Source organism: Umezawaea sp. (assembly GCF_036375055.1).
Classification (GTDB): domain Bacteria; phylum Actinomycetota; class Actinomycetes; order Mycobacteriales; family Pseudonocardiaceae; genus Umezawaea.
In genome coordinates, this window is sequence record NZ_DASUSQ010000076.1 from 13709 (window position 1) to 33140 (window position 19432).

Sequence of the window (19432 nt, forward strand, 5' to 3'; positions counted from 1 at the left end):
ATGATCGAGTCGACGCTGGTCTCGGTGGACGTGGTCGTGCTGCGCTTCGACCCGGATGCGCGCGCGGTGCTGCTGGGGGTAGCACCGCGCGCGCTGGCCCCGTTCGCGGGGGACCTGGCGCTGCCGGGTGTGCTGCTGGGCAAGGGCGAACGCTTGCGCGACGCGTCCAGACGGGCCGTCACCGGCAAGCTGGGCGTACCCGACCGGGCCGTCACGGCGACGGGCCAGCTCGCCATGTTCGACGAACCGTCCCGCGACCCCCGCGGGCCGACCCTGTCGATCGCCCTGTGGGCCGCGGTCGACCCCGCCCGCCTCGACGTGGGCACCGCCACCTGGACGCCGCTGGACTCCGTGCCGCCGCTGGCGTTCGACCACAACCGGATCATCGCCGACTGCCGTCCCCTGCTGGCCGACAAGCTGTGGCGCGACACGGCGTTCACCGCCGGTCTGCTCGGGCCCGAGTTCACCACCGCGCAGGCGCTCGACGTCACCGAGTCCCTCACCGGCGACCGCCCCTACCCCGCCAACCTCGGCCGCACGATGGACCGCGTCCCCGGTCTGGAACGCACCACCCAGCACGCCGCCGCCCTGCCGAAGGGCGGCCGTCCGCCGCTGGTGTGGCGGTGGAACGCGCGGCCCGGTCAAGATCCGGCCCGTTAGGATCCCGACCGAGTTCCCAGCGACGTCCCGTCAGGAAGGCGCGCGCATGGCCACACCGGTCGAAGGCCTGGAAGACGCCCACCTGCCGGGGTTGTTCGACTCGGCCGACAGGACGTCGCTGCGGGGGCAGGAGGAGTACGGGCGCACCGTCAGGCTCAGCCTCGTCCTCGCGGTCGTCGCCGCGGCCACCGGGATCTCCTCCTGGGAGGTCGGCACCGCGGGCGTGGACCTGGCCGCGATCGGCACCGCCGTCGCCCTGGCCGCCCTCCTGCTGCTCCAACTCGCGGTGGGCTCCAGCAGGCCGGAGGACCGCTGGTACGACGGGCGGGCGCTCGCGGAGTCCGCCAAGAGCCTCGCGTGGCGCTTCAGCGTCGGCGCCGCGCCGTTCCCGAAGGGCACCGACGAGGCCGCCGTCGAACGGCGGTTCACCGACCAGGTGTCGCGCCTGCTCGACGACGCCCCGACGACGGCCGTGCCCGCGTCGGACCGGCCGGTGGTCACCGAGCGGATGTCGGCGATCAGGGCGAGCGACCTGGCCACCCGCAAGGCCGTCTACCTGGAGTCCCGGATCGCCGACCAGCAGCGGTGGTACTCGGGCAAGGCCGCGTTCAACGACGGGCGCGCGAGCCGGTACCGGATCGCGCTGGTCGTCGTCGAGGTGCTGGGCATCGCCGCGGCGCTGGCGAAGGCGTTCGGGCTCGTCGACCTGACCCTCGCGGGCGTCGTCGCGACGGTCGTCGCGGCCGGGCTGGCGTGGACGAACCTCAAGCAGCACTCCACGCTCGCCCGCGCCTACTCGTTCGCCGCCGCGGAACTGGCCATCACCCGCGCCCGCCTCGACGGCGTCGAGGAGGAGGCGGAGTGGTCGGCGGAGGTCGCCGACGCGGAGCAGGTGGTGAGCCGGGAGCACACCATGTGGCGCGCGTCCCGCTCACGGGCGTCGGACTAGCCGTTGCGGGTGAGCCAGGCCTCGACCTGCTCGGCGTACTGCGGCGCCCACCTCGGGGTCCAGCGCAGGAAGTAGACGTGCATGGACAGCGCGTGCAGCACGTGGGCGAGGTCGACGCGCCGATCCCAGTCGTCCGGTAGCGGGCACGCGGCGGCGTAGGCGTCGAGGAAGACCCCTCGGCCCGCCGGGAACGCGTCGAAGAGGTGCTCGTCGAGCTTGCCGAAGTCGCGGAACCGGTCCGCGTACCCGGCGTGCTCGAAGTCGAGGACGCAGGTGATCCGCCCGTCGCGCACCAGGATGTTCGGCAGCCACAGGTCGCCGTGCACCAGCGACGGAACGCTCGCCGTGCTGTCCAGCCGTGCCACCGCCGCCGCTGTCGCGGTCCGCACGGCCCTGCCGTCGCCGAACGCGTCGGTCCCGCCGAGCAGCGACTCCACCTCGGCCTCGACCGCCTCCCGCAACGTCGCCGCCCCGCTCTCGCCGAACGTCGACCCCTCGATGCGGTGCACCCGCCCGACGACGTCACCGAGGTCCCGGCACAGCACCTTCCGCCGCTCCTCGTCGAGCGACTCCCACACGTCCCCCGCCGCGTCACCCTCCTGGAACTCCTGGACGAGCACGGGTCCGCCGACGGCCGGGTCGTGCTCCACCAGCCGCCGGTACCGCACCACGGGGACGCCGTGCTCGGCGGCGACCCGCGTGGTGGCGACCAGCCGCCGGAAGTGCTCGGGGTCGCGGTTCCGCAACGGCACCTTGACCAGCAGCCTCCCCTGGTCCGTGTCGGCGACCCACTGGTCGCTCGTGTACCCCGCGTCGAGCGGGCGCACCACCTCGACGCGCACCTCGGGGCACGCCCGTTCCAAGACCCTCCTGATCGTGGTCTCGGTCTCCACCGTCATCGGTGCCCTCCCCGTTCCCGTCCGCGGTGTCAGAGATTGGCGTAGGCCGTGACGACCGACTGCTCGGCGTTGGCGTCGCGGAAGTCGAAGGTCGAGCCGTCGGTGAACTCCACGCGCACGAACCACTCCGGCTCGACCCGCCTGCCCAGCGGCACGGCGCGGAACCGCGCGGTCACCGGGGACTCCCACCACGTGACGAGCGGGGGCGCGTCGCGGTCCTGGCCGAGGGTTCGCACGCGGCCCAGCAGTCCGCCGGTCGGCGCGGGCGCGGTGAGCGTTCCCTCGACGACCAGCGCCAGGCGTCGGTTGCTCAGCAGGAGCCAGCACTCGTCGCGGCCGACCGCGAAGAGATCGGCCCAGGCGGCGGCGGTCGCGGGACCCGTGGCCCAGCCCCACACCGCGGGGTCGTGCACCCACTCGTCCCGGCGGAACCGGCCGGTGCTCACGGCCTCCGTCGGCAGCGGCCAGTCCGGTTCGGGCACCGCGGCGGCGGGCACCTGGCCGGCAGGCCGGTGCGGGACACCGGCGGCGGACCCGACGTGCCCCCCGGCGTTGACGGCCCAGACGATCTGCTCACCGGTGGCGCACCAGTGCTTCTGGGCGATCTCGGCCAGCTTGGTCCTGCTCTTCGGCACGTGCCCCTCACCTCTGCCCGGTGGCCATGTCGAGCAACCGCCGCGCGTGCTCCGGTGCGGGCCCGCCGACGAACTCCACACCCGACCCGTCGGCCAGGGCGACGCGCAGGACGTGCACGGTCCGCGTCGCGCAGTCGTACGGGAGGGTGCGCTCCGCGGTCGTGACCGACGCGATCATCCCGCGCGGCACCTCCGCGACCGGCGCGACGTCGACCGTCTCGATCGGACGGTGCGCCGGGTACGGGCTCTTGCCCGCCAACGAGTCCCGCGCGTTCTTGGCGAAACCCCTCACCTGGGCGAGGAACGAAACCTCCGCCTCGGGTTCGACCGGCTCCTCGACGGTGCGCACCCAGCCCAGCCGCCTCGGGGTCAGCACGCACCACAGCGCCGCGGTGTCGGGGAGGTCCGCGAACGCAGGCGCGGAGCCGAACACGACGAGCGACGGCGGTGACTGCCCCTGGTCGCGGGGACCGCCCGCCGCCACCGCCGCGGTCGCCGTTCCCAGTGCCCTCAGCGCCCTGCCGCCGAGTCCGCGTTCCGGACGCCCCCACCAGTCCAGGCCCGCGACGTCGAAGCCGATGCCCGCGCGGCTGCTCGGCGCGCACAGCAGCACGTCCTCGTCCGGTCGGCACCAGGACGTCCGCAGCGCGAGGACACCGTCGAGCTTGGGCGTCACCAGTCGAACCCGCGATCCTGCGCCGCTCGGCGCTCCTCTTCGGACGGTGCGTTGCGCGCGGCGTGGTCCGCCGCCTGCGCACCGAACTTGATCCCGCCGTCCACGGCGGTGTCGACGCCCGCGCTGAAGACCGCGCCACCGACCCTGGTCTGCCCGCCGAGCGCGCCGGTCAGGACGGTCTGGGCGATGTTGCCCGCGAGCGCGCCCTCCCCCGTCACGCCCTGCATGAACCGGTTCGCGGTGGTCGAGGCGAGCGTGGTGCCGTCCGCCCTGGTCACGATGTTGACCAGCGGGTTCGCGCCGAGCTGCCTGCCCGCGAACTGCTGCGCCATGTTGCCGCCGCGCAGGGTGTTCATCCGCTGGATGACCTGGCGCAGCGGGCCTCGGACGACGCGCTCCAGCAGCTTCTCCAGCTTCTGCACCAGCTTGAACAGCTCCATCTGGAGCTTGCTCACCCGCATGGTGATCCGCATGCCCGTGCTGCCGACCTGCACCGTCGTCGTCGCGCCCGCCGCGGCGACCGAGCCGCCCGCCGTGATCCACGACGCGGCCAGCGCCGCGAGCCACTGCACGATCAGGCCGATGATCAGCTCGGTGAGGATCTGGATCACGAACTCGACGAACACGTCGAACAGCTCGGCGATCATGTCGAGGGTCTGCTTCAGGCCCCGGACGTCCTCGGCCAGCGCGGACACGCCGCCGCTGAACTCGCTGACCTGGTTGCGGAACGCGTCACCCGCCGCGCCGACCCACAGCCCGGCCGTGGCCTCTCCGCGCTTGGCCTCGGACTCCGCGACCCCGTCGAGCCACTGGGCGACCTCCTCCCAGCCCTGACCGGTCGCGCGCATCTGCTCGGGGTCGCCGATCGCCCACTCCGCGAGTTCGATCAGCGGGCTCATCACGATCGACACCAGGAAGCCGAGCCCGTTGTCCATCAGGGCCTGTCCGGGGCTGGCGAGCGTCTGGAGCAGCTCCATCCGGCCCGAGACCGCCGCCGCGGTCATCTGCGGCGCGCTCGTGGCGTCGGCGAGGTCCTGCAACGCGCCGACGCCGGAGCTGCCGCGGCCCGCGGCCTGCTCGAACCAGTTCTTCTGGTCGCCGCCGTTGAGGTCGGCGAACGTGCCGGGGGCGCTCACCGCGTCCCGCCGATCCGGCCGAACGCCTGCGACACGCCGACGTCGATCCCGCGGTAGACCTCGAAGCTGGCGTCGAGCTGCTCGCCGGTCTGCTTGAGGAAGTCCTTCGCGTCCTCGGCGAGCGTGCGGCACTCGTCGAGGCTGGAGAAGTACCCGCTGCTCAGGCCTACCGCGTCACCGATGGGCCCGAAGCACTGGTCGTCCACCCTGGCCTGCTCCAGCAGGCCCGCGAGCGCGCCGAACTTCTCGGCCAGGCTGTCGCTGCCCCTCGCGAAGGCCGTCAACGCCTCCGGCATCACCTGGAAAGTCACGCACATCCCCCTAGCGCAAGAACGAGTTCGGTGGTTCCTCGTCTCCGACGTCCGTCCTCGGCGGACGGTTCCCCTGCGACGGCGCGGGCGCGGCGGGGGCGGCCGACGGCATCATCGGCTCCACCCCGGACGCGGCCATGCCCTGCTTGAACTCCGCGAGCCGGTCGCCCAGGATCGGCGAGACGGCCGCGTCGAGCTGCTGCGCGGCGTTCTGCGTGGCCGTCCGGATCGCGTCGAGGATCTCCTGCTGCAACGCCACGTGCGACCGGTCCATCGCGCCGGGCAGCAGCTGGAGCCCCAGCACCGCGCCCGACGGGGCGGTGGTCACGGTGACCGATCCGTCCCGGTTCCTCCCGGTCCCCCGCAGGTCCTTCATGACCTGCTGGAGCTCGGCGGCCTTGGCCGCCTGCTCCTGGAAGGACTTCATCATGCCCTGCAACCGCTCCTGCCGGTCGACCACGCAACTCACCCCAAGAAGATCGACGCTGTTCGGTGGTCGCACACCGTACAACGAGGCCGCGGTCGCCCGTGGCGGTTCAGTTCACACCGCCCCGACCGAACCGCCGAGCCGGTTGAGCCGTATTGAGTGCATGACCCCCGTGACGCGGCGCACCCTGCTGGCAGGCGGACTGGCCCTGACCGCGTTCGGCGCCGGGTCGGCGCGCCTGGTGGACCCGTTCACGCTGGGCGTCGCCTCGGGCGACCCGACGCACGACAGCGTGCTCCTGTGGACCCGCCTGGCCCCCGTGCCGCTGGCCGAGAACGGTCTGGGCGGGATGCCGTCGCGGCCGGTGGAGGTCGCGTGGGAGCTGGCGCACGACGAGCGGTTCCGCCGGGTCGTGCGGCGCGGGGTCGAGTGGGCCAGGCCGGAGCTGGGGCACAGCGTCCACGTGGACGTCGGCGGGCTGGAGGCCGGTCGGGAGTACTTCTACCGCTTCGCCGCCGACGGTCACCTGTCCCGGACCGGGCGGACCAGGACCACGCCGGCACCGGGGACGTTGACCACACCGCTGACCATGGCGTTCGCGTCCTGCGCGCAGTACGAGCACGGGTACTTCACCGCCTACCGGCGGCTGGCCGAGGACGAGCCGGACCTGGTGCTGCACCTGGGCGACTACCAGTACGAGTACGAGTCCGGGGTGCACGTGGCGCCCAACGGCAACGTCCGGGGGGTGGAGGGGCCGCGGACGGTGACGCTGGCCAACTACCGGCAGCGCTACGCGCAGTACAAGTCGGACGCGGACCTCCAGGCCGCGCACGCGGTCGCGCCGTGGTCGGTCGTGTGGGACGACCACGAGGTCGACGACAACTGGGCCGGGGAGGTGCACTCCAAGCCGGAGAAGCCGCAGCCGGACTTCCCGGCTCGGCGGCGGGCGGCTTCTCAGGCGTACTACGAGAACATGCCGATCCGGACGGCGCCCCGCGGGGCGGACCTGCGGCTGTACCGGCGGGTGGTGTGGGGGCGGTTGGCGACGTTCCACATGCTCGACACCCGGCAGTACCGGGACGACCAGGCCTGCGGGGACGGGATCAAGCCGTGCGACGAGCGGTTGGACGTGGGCCGGTCGATGCTGGGGGCCGAGCAGGAGGCCTGGCTGTTGGACGGGTTCCGGGGGTCCTCGGCGCGGTGGGACGTGGTGGGGCAGCAGGTGTTCTTCTCGCAGTACGACCACGCGAGCGGGCCGGTGCGGGAGACGAACCTGGACGCCTGGGACGGGTACGCGGCTGATCGGGACCGGGTGGTGGCCGGGTTCTCGGCCGTGCGGAACGCGGTGGTGCTGACGGGGGACGTCCACGCCTCCTGGGGGGTGGACGTCAAGGAGCGGTGGGATGATCCTGGGTCTCGGACGGTGGCGACCGAGATCGCCGGCAGTTCGATCACGTCGGGCGGGGACGGGTCCGAGGACTACCCGGAGACGCCGGAGTGGCTGGCGGAGAACCCCCACGTGAAGTTCTTCAACAACCGGCGGGGGTACGTGGTCGGGCGGGTTGGGGTGGACGGGTTTCGGGTGGATTTTCGGGGGGTGGGTTTCGTGTCCTCCCCGGGGGCCGGGGTCAGCACCAAGGGGTCGTTCCTCATCGAGGACGGGCGGGCCGGGTTGAACCGGGTGTGAGGTCGGCCTTCTCCCCGTGGCACCCTCGTGGTGGCGCGAGTCGCCGTGAGTGGTCATTCTTGATTGATTCCAGAAAGCAGTGCACACTGCTGGCGTGCCACCGCCATCCGACCTCGAACGCGCGCTGCGAGGGGTCTCCCTGCGCGTCACCCGGCCTCGGGTCGCGGTGTTGTCGGCTGTGCACTCGCACCCGCACGCCGACACGGAAACGATCATCGGTATCGTTCGTGAAGGACTCGGCGGGGTGTCCCACCAGGCTGTTTACGACGTTTTGCGAGCCTTGACCACTGCGGGGCTGGTGCGGCGGATCGAGCCGCAGGGCTCCGTGGCGCGTTACGAGGCGCGGGTCGGGGACAACCACCACCACGTCGTGTGCCGGTCGTGCGGTGCCATCGCCGACGTCGACTGCGCGGTCGGCGAGGCTCCCTGCCTGACCGCTTCCGACGACCACGGCTTCCTGGTCGAGGAGGCCGAGGTCGTCTACTGGGGCCTGTGCCCCGTGTGCACCACCACTGCCGGATAGTTACTTTTGATCTTGGAGATTCCCGTGTCTGACAGTCCTGACGCCGTCGTTGGAGAGATGAACGAGGAGAGCGCGGGTGGGTGCCCGGTCTCCGTGGGTCGTCTCAACCACCCCACCGAGGGTGGGAGCAACCGGAGCTGGTGGCCCAACCAGCTCAACCTGTCCATCCTCCGCAAGCACTCGGCCGCGTCCGACCCCATGGGTGGGGACTTCGACTACGCCGCCGCGTTCGCCACGCTCGACCTCGACGCCCTGGCGCGCGACGTCGACGAGGTGCTGACGTCGTCGAAGGAGTGGTGGCCCGCCGACTTCGGCCACTACGGGCCGTTCATGATCCGGATGGCGTGGCACAGCGCGGGCACCTACCGCGTCGAGGACGGGCGCGGTGGCGCCGGTGCGGGCATGCAGCGCTTCGCGCCGCTGAACAGCTGGCCGGACAACGGCAACCTGGACAAGGCGCGCAGGCTGCTGTGGCCGGTGAAGAAGAAGTACGGCCGCACGATCTCGTGGGCCGACCTGATGATCTTCACGGGCAACCGCGCCCTGGAGACGATGGGCTTCAAGACCTTCGGCTTCGCCGGTGGCCGCGCGGACGTGTGGGAGCCCGACGAGGACGTGTACTGGGGCCCGGAGCGCACCTGGCTCGGCGACGAGCGCTACACCGGTGACCGGGAGCTGGAGCGCCCGCTGGCCGCGGTCCAGATGGGACTCATCTACGTCAACCCCGAGGGCCCCAACGCGAACCCGGACCCGCTGGCCTCGGCCCGCGACATCCGCGAGACCTTCGGGCGCATGGCGATGAACGACGAGGAGACCGTCGCGCTGATCGCGGGCGGCCACACGTTCGGCAAGACGCACGGCGCGGCCGACCCGGACCAGTACGTGGGCCCCGAGCCCGAGGGCGCCTCCATCGAGGAGCAGGGCCTGGGCTGGAAGAACACGTTCGGCAGCGGCAAGGGCCGGGACGCCATCACCAGCGGTCTGGAGGTCACCTGGACCGCGACGCCGACCCGGTGGGGCAACGGCTTCTTCGACAACCTGTTCGGCTACGAGTGGGAGCTGTCCAAGAGCCCCGCGGGTGCCCACCAGTGGGTGGCGAAGGACGGTGCCGGGGCGAACACGATCCCCGACCCCGAGGACGGCTCGCTGAACAGGCCGCCGACGATGCTGACGACCGACCTCGCGCTGCGGGTCGACCCGGTCTACGAGCAGATCTCGCGCCGCTTCCACCAGAACCCCGACCAGTTCGCGGACGCGTTCGCCAGGGCCTGGTTCAAGCTGACGCACCGCGACATGGGCCCGATCCAGCGCTACCTCGGCCCGCTGGTCCCGCAGGAGACGCTCATCTGGCAGGACCCGGTTCCGGCCGTGGACCACCAGCTCGTCGACGCGGACGACATCGCCGCCCTCAAGGCGAAGATCCTCGACTCCGGCCTGACGACCTCGCAGCTCGTCTCGACCGCGTGGGCGTCGGCCTCGACGTTCCGCGGCAGCGACAAGCGCGGCGGCGCGAACGGCGCCCGCATCCGCCTGGAGCCGCAGCGGAACTGGGAGGTCAACGAGCCCGACGCGCTCGCCCAGGTGCTGCGCACCCTGGAGAGCGTCCAGGAGTCGTTCAACAGCGCCCAGACCGGTGGCAAGAAGGTCTCGCTGGCCGACCTCATCGTGCTCGGCGGCACCGCCGCCGTGGAGCGGGCGGCGAAGATCGCGGGCCACGAGGTCCAGGTGCCCTTCACGCCCGGCCGCACCGACGCCACGCAGGAGCAGACCGACGCCGAGTCGTTCGCGCCCCTGGAGCCGACCGTCGACGGGTTCCGCAACTACCGCGGCAAGGGCCACCGGCTCCCGTCGGAGTACCTGCTCATCGACCGCGCGAACCTGCTCACGCTGACCGCGCCCGAGCTGACGGTCCTCATCGGTGGCCTGCGCGTCCTGAACGCGAACCACCAGCAGTCCCAGCTGGGTGTCCTCACCACGACGCCGGGGTCGCTGACCAACGACTTCTTCGCCAACCTGCTCGACATGGACGTCGAGTGGAAGGCGACGTCGGAGGACGCGGAGACCTTCGAGGGCCGCGACCGCACCACCGGCGAGGTCCGGTGGACCGGTAGCCGCGCCGACCTCGTGTTCGGCTCGAACTCCGAGCTCCGCGCCGTCGCCGAGGTCTACGCGAGCGACGACTCGAAGGAGAAGTTCGTCCGCGACTTCGTGGCGGCCTGGACGAAGGTCATGAACCTCGACCGCTTCGACCTGGTCTGATCCCGAGCGCGTCCGGGCCCGTCGCCGCGGCGGCGGGCCCGGACGTGTGCTCAGGGCACGACCACGGGCGTCCCCCAGCCGTTCTCCGGGGTGATCTTCCGCTTGCCCTCGGCGAAGCCGTCCAGCCTGGGCACGTCCGCCGACGGCACCTCGATCGCCACCAGCTCCGACTTCTCGGGCTGGGTACCGGTGGGCGCACAGCTCCACAGCGCACCGGTGCCGTCCTCCTCCCGCACGCACGGCTGCTGCGGGTAGAACTGCTCGCCGAGCCTGGCGAACGCGTAGAGCACGCGGCCGGTGTCCACCGCGGTCACCCGGACGGCCCGTCCGGCGGGCCGCGCCGACGTCGAGGGCTGCGGCTCCGAGGTGGGCACGACGTCGCTCACGTCCGGGACCGGCGTGGCCGCCTCGGGCCTGCCCGTCGCGTAGCCGAGCGCGAACACCGCGACCAGCACCGCGAGCACCACCGCGAAGGCCACGGCCAGCAGCGGCCTGTTCACCGCCACCGCTCCCAGCGGCCTCCTGGCGCGCTGCGGCTTGAGCCGCCTCGGCCTGGGGTAGCCCGCGTCCCACCGTTCGAGCGCCACGACGGCGATGTCCTGGCGCTCGACGCTCGACGCGGCCAGCCCGAGGACGCGGGCGAACTGCCCGGACCTGCCCCTCCGGATGAGCTTCCGCGCGTGCTCGCGCGCGTCCTCGTCGTCGCGGAGGTCCTCCAGCTCCAGCCCGTACAACGCGTGCGCCAGGTCCCGCAGGCCGTCCCCGGTGGCGGCCTCGACCCGGTCGGCGACGTCGTCCACCACCCGCACGTCGACGTCCTTGCGGACCATGGACCGGAACTCGCGCCCCTGGTTCCCCAGCGCCCGCAACGCCTTCCGCAGCTCGTCGATGGACGAGACGTCGCGCAGCCGCGCGTCCCACTGCTTGCCGAGGTTCGGCATCCGGTGTCCGCTCCGCGAGTCGTCCACCCGCACCGCCTGGTGCGGGGGCGCGCTGTCACCCCGCCGGGGTTGACGTCCGGCCACGACGTCGACGGTCGGCGGAGGTGCCGAGGCTCCCCGCAGCAGGGCGTCGAGCAGGTCGCAGGCGAGCGGCCTCGACCTGCTGTCCTCCGGACGGCCGCGGAGGTCGACGACCGTGCGGCGCGCGACCCCCCCGTTCGGGATCTCCGGCAGGAACACGATCTCCGGCAGGTCGCGGACACCGAGGTCGTGGCGGTTCGCGTAGGTCGAGTACGACCACGTCCGCCCGCACCCCGTCCGCCTCAGGTGTTCGTCGGCGGCCTCGCGGAGGCCCCACACCACCGCCAGCCGGTCCTCGTCCGGGCAGCCGATGATGCTCAACGGCTCGCCGGGGGCGTCGAGCAGGCGGGAGAGGACCACGGCGAGCTGGTCCTCCAGGTGCCGCACGGACGTCGGCGACCACCGCGACGCGGCCGCCACCGCGGCGAGGGCGCGCGCCCTGATCGGTGCGGGCCTGCCCGGTGGCGCCTCGTCCCTCCACCCGCCCCACTGGGCCAGGGCGAGGGAGAGCGACACGTCCAGCACCGACGCCGATCCGATCAGCACGTGCGCGTTCCCGCGCCCCTGGGAGAACCCGCGTTCGACCCGGCGCACGACCGCGGCCGACCCGTCGTCGAACCGGAGGTACGACAGGGCGCTCGCGGGCAGCTTCCCGCCCTGCACCGGTTCGAGCCGGGTGTGCTCCTGGAGCCGCGCCCGCCACTTCTTCATGTCGTTCTCGTAGAGCGAGCAGGTGATCATGTGGTGTCCGCTGTCCATTTCGGACACCCCGAAGAAGGCCTGGTGGACCTCCTCGTCCGGTTTCGGCTCGGTCATGGTCTGCCCACCCTGTCGGCTTCGGGTCCGGTGATGATCCCGGTCATGGCGAGGATCGACACCAGCGGTTCGAGCACCCTGGTCGGGTGGAACCCGTGCGGGAAGTGCTTCTTGCCGGGGTCCGCCGCGTCGACGGGGACGGCGTCGCCGCCGCTCGCCGAGACGAAGTGCAGCGTGCACCGGGCGAACTCGTCGAACGGGCGCAGCGAGGCCAGTGCCCCGGCCTGGTGCAGGTAGGCGTAGACGTCCCTGGACTCGGCGCGCACGCGGTCGGCCTTCAGCTCGGTCTCGTCCCCCCGGTGCAGCCAGCGCTCGGCGGGCGGCACGTACCTCAGCCGGTCGGCCTTGGTCACCGCGATCACCGCGGGCAGCCGGTCCCCCGGCAACTGCGCGACGGCCTGCTCGAACGACGCGTTCTCGCTCCGCCCGGACGACCTCCCGGTCTCCAGCGGGTCCTCCGAGGCGTGGACGAAGATCACGGCGTTCGTGGCCATCAGGAACCTGTTGGCCCTCGGGTCGGTGCTCTCCAGGTCCTCCCCCGCGACGTCGAAGAACGTCACCGGGCGCTGGCCGCCCGGCCCGCGCACCAGCAGGATGTCGGCGGCCTCGACGATGCCGTTGCCGGTGCCCGCGAGCAGGTCGCCCCGCTCGAACGGCAGGATGAAGTACTCGCGGAACGCCTTGTGCCTGCGGACGTCCAGCGCGGTGACGGTGACGCCGTGCGTCGCGAGCCCGTTGAGGTACGCCTGCCGGATCATGGCGGTCAGCAGGTGCGTCTTGCCCGAGATCGGCGCGCCCACGAGCCCGATCACCAGCGGGTCGCCGTGGTCGGCGTAGGTGGCGGGCAGGTAGTGCTCCGGTGTGTCGCCCGCCGGGTTCGGGCACTGCCGGTACCCCTTGCGCACCAGGTTGTCCCGCTTGGTCGGGGACAGCGACGAGACGTCGACCAGCTCGAAGCGGTCGTTGCGCTCGTCGTGGAGCGAGATGTAGGGGTCGTCGGGCCAGACGAACTCGTCGGCGCAGACGGGGCAGCGCATCACCCTGGGAGGCCGTCCCTGGGGGGGAGCACTCATATCAGCACCACCGCTCCGATGATCAGCGCGCACAGCAGGACCGCCGCGGCGACGTAGTGGAAGACCCGCTTCCCGTGCCCGTCGGCAGGCACGACCGGGCTCCGGACCGGCTCGCGGGTGGGAGGGGCCGCCGGTGCGCGCTTGCGGGCGCAGGCGCGGTCGAACAGCGCGCGGCCCGCCGCGAGCTGGGCCTCCGGGTCGACGTGCGGCGGCAGGTGGGCGTCGGTGTGCAGGCGGCCGAGCAGGTCCGCGACGAGCGGTCGCCGGTCCACCGGGTTGTCGAAGACGGGATCGAGGAGTTCCCGCAGCCGCTGCGGGTCCCGGCCGCGCTCCTGCCGCGCGTCGCCGATGTGCAGCCGCCTGATCAGCAGAGCCGCGCCCCACAGGTCGTCGCGCTCGTCCACGACACCGGTGCCCGCGGTCTGCTCCGGCGAGCGGACCGCCGACCGGCAGGCGCGCCGCGGTTCACCGACGCGTTCGGACGACTCGAAGTCGACGAGGTGCACGGTGCCGTCGTCCCAGCGCACCGAGTCCATGCTCACCGCGCCGTGCACGACGCCCGCCTGCGCGGTCAGGTGCAGCGCGCGGAGCAGCCCGCTCTCGAACCGCCTGCGCTGGACGTCGTCGAACCGCGCGACGTGCTCGGCGGCGGGCGATCCCGCGTACTCGCGCAGCAGCGCGAACGGCTCCTCGGCGTCGATGTTGTACGCCACGAGCCGCGGCAGCTCGGCCGGGTACCGGTCGGGGAAGACCTGGCCGAGCCGCGCGCCCGCGCGGATCTCGTTGCGCAGCAGGTCGTACAGCCTCGGGTTGCGCCTGCCCGCCGCGCGCGAGACGTACTTGCGCAGGTACAGCCGTCCGTTCACCTTGACCAGCCGCTGCTCCAGCGCGGCTCCCGGCGTGACGAACTCGTTCAGCTCCTCGACCTCGATCTCGGCCAGCACACCGGTCACGTACCGGCAGCGCACCAGTTCCGCCATCTACCGCACACCACCCGACACCTGACGCACCGACTCGGGCCGCAGCGGCAGCAGCCGCACGGCACCGACGAACTCCCCGCCCTCGCTCCAGGCGACGCCGGGGTCCGCGACGAGCGCCGCGTGCGCGCCGTCGCGTTCGAGCACCTGCCGCAGCCGTGCGGGCGCGACCCGGACCAGCCCCGACGTGGCGCCGGTGCTGAGGTAGCCGAGCTGGCCGCTGCGGCACAGCTGCGTCATGTCGTCGGCCCCGTCGGCGCGCAGCGCGGCCAGCGCCGCGGGCGACTCGGCCCAGACGCGGGCCATCAGCGCGTCGCGGGGCCCGCGCGCGGTGCCGAACCGCGTGGCGGTCATCAGGCCGTTGCGCCGGACGTCCGCGCCGTACTCGTCGAGCAGCCGCTCCAGGCGCTGGGTGTACACGCCCTGCGGTGTGGTCACGTCGGCCGCCGCGGCGGGCCAGGCGATCTCCAGCGCGGTGCGGCAGACGTCGACCAGGTCGCCGCGGACGACGGCGTACAGCTCCTGCGGAACCGGCCGCACCATCCGGGTCTGGCCTCCGGGCGACGGCTCCGGCGCGACGAACAGGGCGTCACCCGAGCCGCCGAGCGTCGTGGCGATCTCCCCGAGGCCCGCCGCGACCTCGGCCGCCGCCGCCGCGAGCACCCGCCTGCGCAGCATCGGCAGCCACTCGCGCGCGGTCACGTCCTCGGCGATCTGCGTCAGGTCGCCGACCGTCGCCCGCAGTCGCGCCACCCCCAGCTCGTCGCGCCACTCCCGCACCGCCGACCGCCAGCTCACCACCACGACCACGGCGCTGAGCACGGCCACGAGCACCGCCGAACCGGGGAGCGCCCACCGCGGGACGTCCACCAGGAACCGGGCCACCCGGACCGCGAACAGCTCTCCCGCACCGGCTCCGGCCACCGCTCCCAGCACCCCGGAGACACCGTAGGTGGCCACCGACGGGACGAGCGCGTCCTCCAGACCGCGTTCGGCCTCCGGGCCGGGTCGACGGGCCAGCAGCAGCCAGCCGGACCCGAACCACGCCACCGCGAGCAGGCAGCCCGCCACCCAGCCCAGCCAGCCCGGCCCGCACAGCAGGGCCACCAGCGCGCAGGCCGGGAAGACCACCGGCAGTGCCGCCAGCGGGAGCGGCCAGGTGCGGAACTCCGGCATCGCCAGGCTCAGCGGACCGCGCTTGCGCACCTCCTCCACGGCCGTCGCGCACCCCTGCGGACCGCTGTTCGCGGCCACCAGGCGCAGGTCCCGCGCCAGCGGCGACAGCGCGGCGCCGTCGTCGAGCCTGGCCTCCACCGCCTGCCGCAGGTCCGCCGCGATCTCGTCGCCGTCGGCCTCGCGGGGCCGTGGCACGCCGAGCGCGACGACGTCCTCCACGGACGGACGTCCGACCTGGAGCTGGCCGTCCATGCGGGTGAGCAGCTCCGCGACCGCGCGGCGGTAGTTCTCCACCGCCTGGCCCGCCCACACGACCTGGCTGCCCAGGCGTTCCGTCGTCCGGGGCGAGTACAGCAGCGCCTTGGCCGTCCCGAGCGTCCTGGCCAGTTCGGCGACGTGGTCCAGCCGCCGCAGCGCCTCCGTGCGCGAGGTCTGCACCGGCCCGGACAGCACGGCGCCGTCCCGGCCGCTCGGCAGGTAGGAGCGGCGGATCGACTCGCCGAGGTCGTGCGGCGTCGCGTGCTCGGCCGCGCACAGCGACCGGACGGCCGCGGCCCGCGCCTCGGCCAGCTCGACCGGGTCCGCGGCGCTGGACACCAGCCGGACGCCGGGGTTGACCGCCGCGCTGGGCAGGCCCTCGGCCGTCGCGACGACCCGGTCGAACAGCGCGGGCACGCGCAGCGCGGCCACCAGGCTGTCCAGCGCGTCCTCCGACGACTCGGACCGGCGCGGGGCCGACCGCTCCGGCGCCCAGTCCACGCCGCGGGGATCACCGACCCACAGGACGGTGGCGTGCCGCAGCGCCGGTGGGATGTCCAGGACCACCCCGTCCAGCGGGTTGTCCGTGCCCACCTCGCCGACCGCGACGCACACCACCGCCGTCACCATCTTCTCGGCCAGCAGCGCCAGGTAGGTCTCCGCGTGCTCCAGGAGGGCGTCGGCGCGGTCGACGACCACGACCCCGCCCTCCAGCGCGTCCGGTGGCTCGGCCTCCGGGTCGCGCAGGTCGACCAGGACGATCCTCGACGTGCTCATGCCGACGCCCCACCACCGAGACCGCGGGCGAAGTCCACCTGTTCCCTGAGGTCCAGCAGGCTCTTCGCCGTGGCGCCGACGTGCTGGTCCAGCGCGTCCGGCAGGGTGTGCGACCAGAACTCGCGGAAGACGGCGAGCTGCGGGTCCTGGCCGAGCACCCGGTTCTGCTCGGCCTCCTTGACCTTGAGCAGCTCCGACCCCGAGAGGTCCACGAGCGCGGCGAACTCCGGTGCCGGTGGTCGCGGCGACCGGTCTGCGTGGGCCGGGACGGTCGACATGAGCCGGGCCGCGAGGCTGCGGCGGGTCTGGTTGTCGTCGGTGAGCACCCAGCGCTCGTAGGCCTGGAGCACGCTCGCCCACGACGACAGCGCGCCGATCGGCGTCAGCTCCAGCTTCATCGACACGGCCTCCCTGCTGCCGAGTTCCACGGTGATGTGCTCGGGGCTGGCGGGGTCGCCCGCGATCAGGACCTTGCCGTCCCACGCCGCGCAGAGCAGCCGGTGCAGCACGTGCCTGCGGTCGTGCTCGCCCATCAGCAGGTAGTCGCTGTTCTGGCTCAGCCTGCGCCGCCAGGCCAGGCTGTCCTGCGGCTGCGGCTCGCGCTGCGCCTCGGCCCAGAGTTTGATCACCCGGCGCAGCTCCGGCACCTCGGTGACGCCCATCGAGCTGCGGTTGAGCACGACGATCATGGCGTCGGCCTGCACCGCGCGGAACTCCGGCTCGCCGACCATGTCCACGGGCAGCGAGACCTCGCGCCGCAGGAACCGCTCCACGTCGTCGTTCTCCTGCGCGGCGGGGTAGGTGAACAGCACCTTGAGGGCCGCGTTCCCGTCCGGGGCGAACCCGCCGGGCACGAGTTCGGCCAGCTTCTGCCGGAACCTGTTCAGGTCGGACTCGGTGACCGTGTTGTCCCGCCGCTGCACGGCGTTCGCCAGCAGGTCCTCCATCCGCGGCACCAGCGCGGGCCGCGCGCGGTCGCCGGGGCGGATGCACTCGGCCACCGCCTCCTTGATCCGCTGGCGGACGTGGGCGACCGCGGCCTCCGGGTCCTGGTGCCCCGCGGTCATCGCCTCGGCCCAGCCGTCCTGCCCGAGCAGCAGGTTCAGCACGTGCCCCTCGCGCGCGTTCGCCTTGAGGTGCTGGGACAGGTCCTCCTTCAGCCGCAGCAGCACCGACTGGTAGAAGCCCTCCAGGCCGTGGTTCTCCGGCGGCAGCAGGTAGGTCACGCCGACGCGCGACTTGTAGAGGTCCTTCGACCGCTGGTCGAACTGCGTCGGGTCGTTGCGGGCGTGCGTGACGAACGCGTCGTGCACGGCGCGGAACTCCTCGACGAACGCCTGCCACGGCCGGTCCCACAGCCGGTGGCTGTCGTTCCAGGCCGCGTTCCAGATGCGCCGCGACTGCCAGGCGTACCAGGCGTCCTGCTGCCGCATGACCGCCTGGACCGGTTCGTCGGCGATCCGCAGCCGCTGCATGAACCTCTTCTGGAGGTTGCTCGGCAGCGGGGGCACGGCGGCGTTGAGGCCCGGAGCCGCCGCCGGGGGCACCCGCCAGGTCTCCAGCATCGAGCGGAACCCGCCCTTGTCCAGCGCGTCGGCGAGGTCGCGGTTGCCGAAAACGGTGCGGTGCAGGCGGAACAGGTCGATCTCCCGCAGCAGCAGCGAGGCCGCCGCCGACGGGTTGAACTCCTGCGCCAGCGTCGCGACCGGCCCGCCGAGCCGGTCCTTGTCCCGGTCGATGGCGGCGGCCATCGCGTTGGCCCGCTCGGTCAGCGCCGCGATGACCGCCCCGTAGCCGACGGGGTTGCCCTGCGGCGGGATCCGGGAGGGCGTCGCCTCCAGCAGCCGGTCCAGGCCCGCGCCGCTGATGAACTGCCGGATGTGCGCCTTGTTGGTCTCGGCCGCGCCCGGCGGCACCAGCAGCTCGTTGACCGCGTTGGCGAGCAGGTGGGAGCTGACCACGTCGGTCAGCTCCAGCAGCGGCGTGGTCAGCGCGGCGACCGCGCTCGTGGTCACGCCCCGGCGGCCGACGCCGGTGTCCGCGGTGGCGTGCCGGTCGACCTTGCTGTTGATGAAGCCGTCCGCGAAGGACTGGTAGGGGCGGTTGGCCCCCTCCTCCTGGTCGTCCTGCTCCGTGGGGCCCGCCCCGATCAGCGACGTCATCAGCGACACCATCGACCGGTTGAGGTCGTCGCGCCGCACCCCGCCCACCGGACGGCCGAACAGGAACGCCGTCTGCACGGTGTTCGGCAGGAGCTGCACCTGGTCGAGCCGCGGGTAGCGGACGGACACCGCGCCGTGCGTCCCCTTGTGGTCCAACGCGTCCGGCGAGCCCTGCGCGTTCTGGTCGTCGATCAGCCGGAACAGGTCGACCAGCGAGGAGCCCGCGTTGAGGTCGGCCGGACGGCCGCCGCCCTGCCCGTCGTCGAACGCCGACGGCATCAGCACCAGCGGGTAGATCTCGGCCTGCTTGCCGCCGCGCTGCATCAGGTGGCCGATCAGGTGCAGGTAGTCGTAGAAGATGCCGCTGCCGGTGCCGCCCGCGACGGAGAACACCACGAACACGATCACCGTGTCGACGCGCTGCGTGCGCTTGCCGCTCACGACGTACAGGTCACCGGCGGACTCGTTGATGTCCTCCATGGCCTTCTTGATCCCGAGCAGCGCGGTGTCCGGGTTGCGCCGGATCGTCTCGAACAGCACCCCCCGCCCCACGGTGGGCAGCTGGCCCGCGCCGCGCACCAGCGGACCGATCCTCGGGTCGCTCTCCTTGGAGGGCAACCAGTGGATCGTCTCCTCGTCGGTGTTGATGCGCAGGCTCTGGGCCACGTCGGCGGAGTTCGACAGCCGCGCGGGCACCAGGTCGGCGATCTGGTGCATGGTCTTCTGCGCCGCCTGTTCGTGCTCGCGGCCGGGCACCACCTCCCGCCGGACCCGCTGCAACTCGTTCGCGCTGAGGTCGGCGTACACGAACTGGAGGCACGACGGGAGCTGGTAGGGAAGGAAGTTCGGGTTCTGGACGTCCCCCAGCAACCGCGTCCCGTCCGGCCCGCACAGCTCCTCCCTCAGGCGTTTCTCCAACTCGGCGCCGACCTTGCACCCGGTCCCGCCGAGTCCGACGAACATCATCGGCTGGTAGATCCTCATAACGGCATCGTCCTCACGGTCGCAG

General features: G+C 72.8%; 16 protein-coding genes. 5 read left to right on the forward strand and 11 right to left on the reverse strand.

Annotated elements, in window-relative coordinates; genetic code table 11:
• The gene (locus VFZ92_RS20995) at positions 1-660 is read left to right on the forward strand and encodes an NUDIX hydrolase (protein ID WP_330877695.1); all 660 of its coding nucleotides are present in this window, start codon (positions 1-3) and stop codon (positions 658-660) included.
• Between the two features lie 46 nt (positions 661-706).
• Positions 707-1609 (forward strand): DUF4231 domain-containing protein, encoded by a 903-nt coding sequence (locus tag VFZ92_RS21000; protein WP_330877696.1) that lies wholly within the window; start codon positions 707-709, stop codon positions 1607-1609.
• Here VFZ92_RS21000 and VFZ92_RS21005 read toward each other — a convergent pair.
• Genes VFZ92_RS21005 through VFZ92_RS21030 form a run of 6 tightly spaced genes read right to left on the reverse strand, consistent with a single transcriptional unit; the run spans position 1606 to position 5726 of the window.
• On the reverse strand, positions 1606-2508 hold the full coding sequence (locus tag VFZ92_RS21005; RefSeq protein ID WP_330877697.1) for an aminoglycoside phosphotransferase family protein: 903 nt from the start codon (positions 2506-2508) through the stop codon (positions 1606-1608). The genes VFZ92_RS21000 and VFZ92_RS21005 overlap by 4 nt on opposite strands.
• 29 nt (positions 2509-2537) lie before the next feature.
• Positions 2538-3143 (reverse strand): hypothetical protein, encoded by a 606-nt coding sequence (locus VFZ92_RS21010; RefSeq protein WP_330877698.1) that lies wholly within the window; start codon positions 3141-3143, stop codon positions 2538-2540.
• 7 nt (positions 3144-3150) lie between these two features.
• Positions 3151-3819, reverse strand: coding sequence for a hypothetical protein (locus tag VFZ92_RS21015; protein ID WP_330877699.1), 669 nt, complete (start codon positions 3817-3819; stop codon positions 3151-3153).
• On the reverse strand, positions 3816-4955 hold the full coding sequence (locus tag VFZ92_RS21020; protein ID WP_330877700.1) for a hypothetical protein: 1140 nt from the start codon (positions 4953-4955) through the stop codon (positions 3816-3818). Before VFZ92_RS21020 ends, VFZ92_RS21015 begins: the two co-directional genes overlap by 4 nt.
• On the reverse strand, positions 4952-5266 hold the full coding sequence (locus tag VFZ92_RS21025) for a hypothetical protein (protein ID WP_330877701.1): 315 nt from the start codon (positions 5264-5266) through the stop codon (positions 4952-4954). The genes VFZ92_RS21020 and VFZ92_RS21025 overlap by 4 nt, the downstream gene beginning before the upstream one ends.
• Before the next feature lie 10 nt (positions 5267-5276).
• Positions 5277-5726, reverse strand: a complete 450-nt coding sequence (locus tag VFZ92_RS21030) for a YbaB/EbfC family nucleoid-associated protein (protein ID WP_330877702.1) — start codon at positions 5724-5726, stop codon at positions 5277-5279.
• Between the two features lie 130 nt (positions 5727-5856).
• Here VFZ92_RS21030 and VFZ92_RS21035 point away from each other — a divergent pair, with 130 nt between their 5' ends.
• The 3 genes from VFZ92_RS21035 (at position 5857) to katG (ending at position 10162) form a co-directional block, all read left to right on the forward strand.
• On the forward strand, positions 5857-7380 hold the full coding sequence (locus tag VFZ92_RS21035) for an alkaline phosphatase D family protein (RefSeq protein ID WP_330877703.1): 1524 nt from the start codon (positions 5857-5859) through the stop codon (positions 7378-7380).
• Positions 7381-7474: 94 nt separating this feature from the next.
• Complete coding sequence (locus VFZ92_RS21040; protein WP_330877704.1) at positions 7475-7903, forward strand: Fur family transcriptional regulator; 429 nt, start codon at positions 7475-7477, stop codon at positions 7901-7903.
• A 24-nt stretch (positions 7904-7927) separates the two neighbouring features.
• A complete protein-coding gene (gene katG / locus VFZ92_RS21045; protein WP_330877705.1) occupies positions 7928-10162 on the forward strand; it encodes a catalase/peroxidase HPI in 2235 nt (744 codons plus the stop codon).
• A gap of 50 nt (positions 10163-10212) precedes the next feature.
• On the opposite strand, the gene VFZ92_RS21050 is transcribed toward katG, so the two are convergent.
• The 5 genes from VFZ92_RS21050 to VFZ92_RS21070 are packed head-to-tail and all read right to left on the reverse strand — an operon-like array spanning position 10213 to position 19407.
• Complete coding sequence (locus VFZ92_RS21050) at positions 10213-12000, reverse strand: hypothetical protein (protein WP_330877706.1); 1788 nt, start codon at positions 11998-12000, stop codon at positions 10213-10215.
• A complete protein-coding gene (locus VFZ92_RS21055) occupies positions 11997-13073 on the reverse strand; it encodes a hypothetical protein (RefSeq protein ID WP_330877707.1) in 1077 nt (358 codons plus the stop codon). Before VFZ92_RS21055 ends, VFZ92_RS21050 begins: the two co-directional genes overlap by 4 nt.
• A complete protein-coding gene (locus VFZ92_RS21060) occupies positions 13070-14053 on the reverse strand; it encodes a hypothetical protein (RefSeq protein ID WP_330877708.1) in 984 nt (327 codons plus the stop codon). Before VFZ92_RS21060 ends, VFZ92_RS21055 begins: the two co-directional genes overlap by 4 nt.
• Entirely contained in the window at positions 14054-16261 is a 2208-nt protein-coding gene (locus VFZ92_RS21065) for a hypothetical protein (RefSeq protein WP_330877709.1), read from the reverse strand.
• Positions 16258-19407, reverse strand: a complete 3150-nt coding sequence (locus VFZ92_RS21070; RefSeq protein ID WP_330877710.1) for a tubulin-like doman-containing protein — start codon at positions 19405-19407, stop codon at positions 16258-16260. Before VFZ92_RS21070 ends, VFZ92_RS21065 begins: the two co-directional genes overlap by 4 nt.
• Positions 19408-19432 lie beyond the last annotated feature (25 nt).

Excerpts from the sequence above, each read along its gene's own strand:
- VFZ92_RS20995 (WP_330877695.1), top strand. The coding sequence starts at position 1 with ATGATCGAGTCGACGCTGGTCTCGGTGGACGTGGTCGTGCTGCGCTTC.
- VFZ92_RS21000 (WP_330877696.1), top strand. The coding sequence starts at position 707 with ATGGCCACACCGGTCGAAGGCCTGGAAGACGCCCACCTGCCGGGGTTG.
- VFZ92_RS21005 (WP_330877697.1), bottom strand. The coding sequence starts at position 2,508 with ATGACGGTGGAGACCGAGACCACGATCAGGAGGGTCTTGGAACGGGCG.
- VFZ92_RS21035 (WP_330877703.1), top strand. The coding sequence starts at position 5,857 with ATGACCCCCGTGACGCGGCGCACCCTGCTGGCAGGCGGACTGGCCCTG.
- VFZ92_RS21050 (WP_330877706.1), bottom strand. The coding sequence starts at position 12,000 with ATGACCGAGCCGAAACCGGACGAGGAGGTCCACCAGGCCTTCTTCGGG.
- VFZ92_RS21055 (WP_330877707.1), bottom strand. The coding sequence starts at position 13,073 with ATGAGTGCTCCCCCCCAGGGACGGCCTCCCAGGGTGATGCGCTGCCCC.
- VFZ92_RS21060 (WP_330877708.1), bottom strand. The coding sequence starts at position 14,053 with ATGGCGGAACTGGTGCGCTGCCGGTACGTGACCGGTGTGCTGGCCGAG.
- VFZ92_RS21065 (WP_330877709.1), bottom strand. The coding sequence starts at position 16,261 with ATGAGCACGTCGAGGATCGTCCTGGTCGACCTGCGCGACCCGGAGGCC.
- VFZ92_RS21070 (WP_330877710.1), bottom strand. The coding sequence starts at position 19,407 with ATGAGGATCTACCAGCCGATGATGTTCGTCGGACTCGGCGGGACCGGG.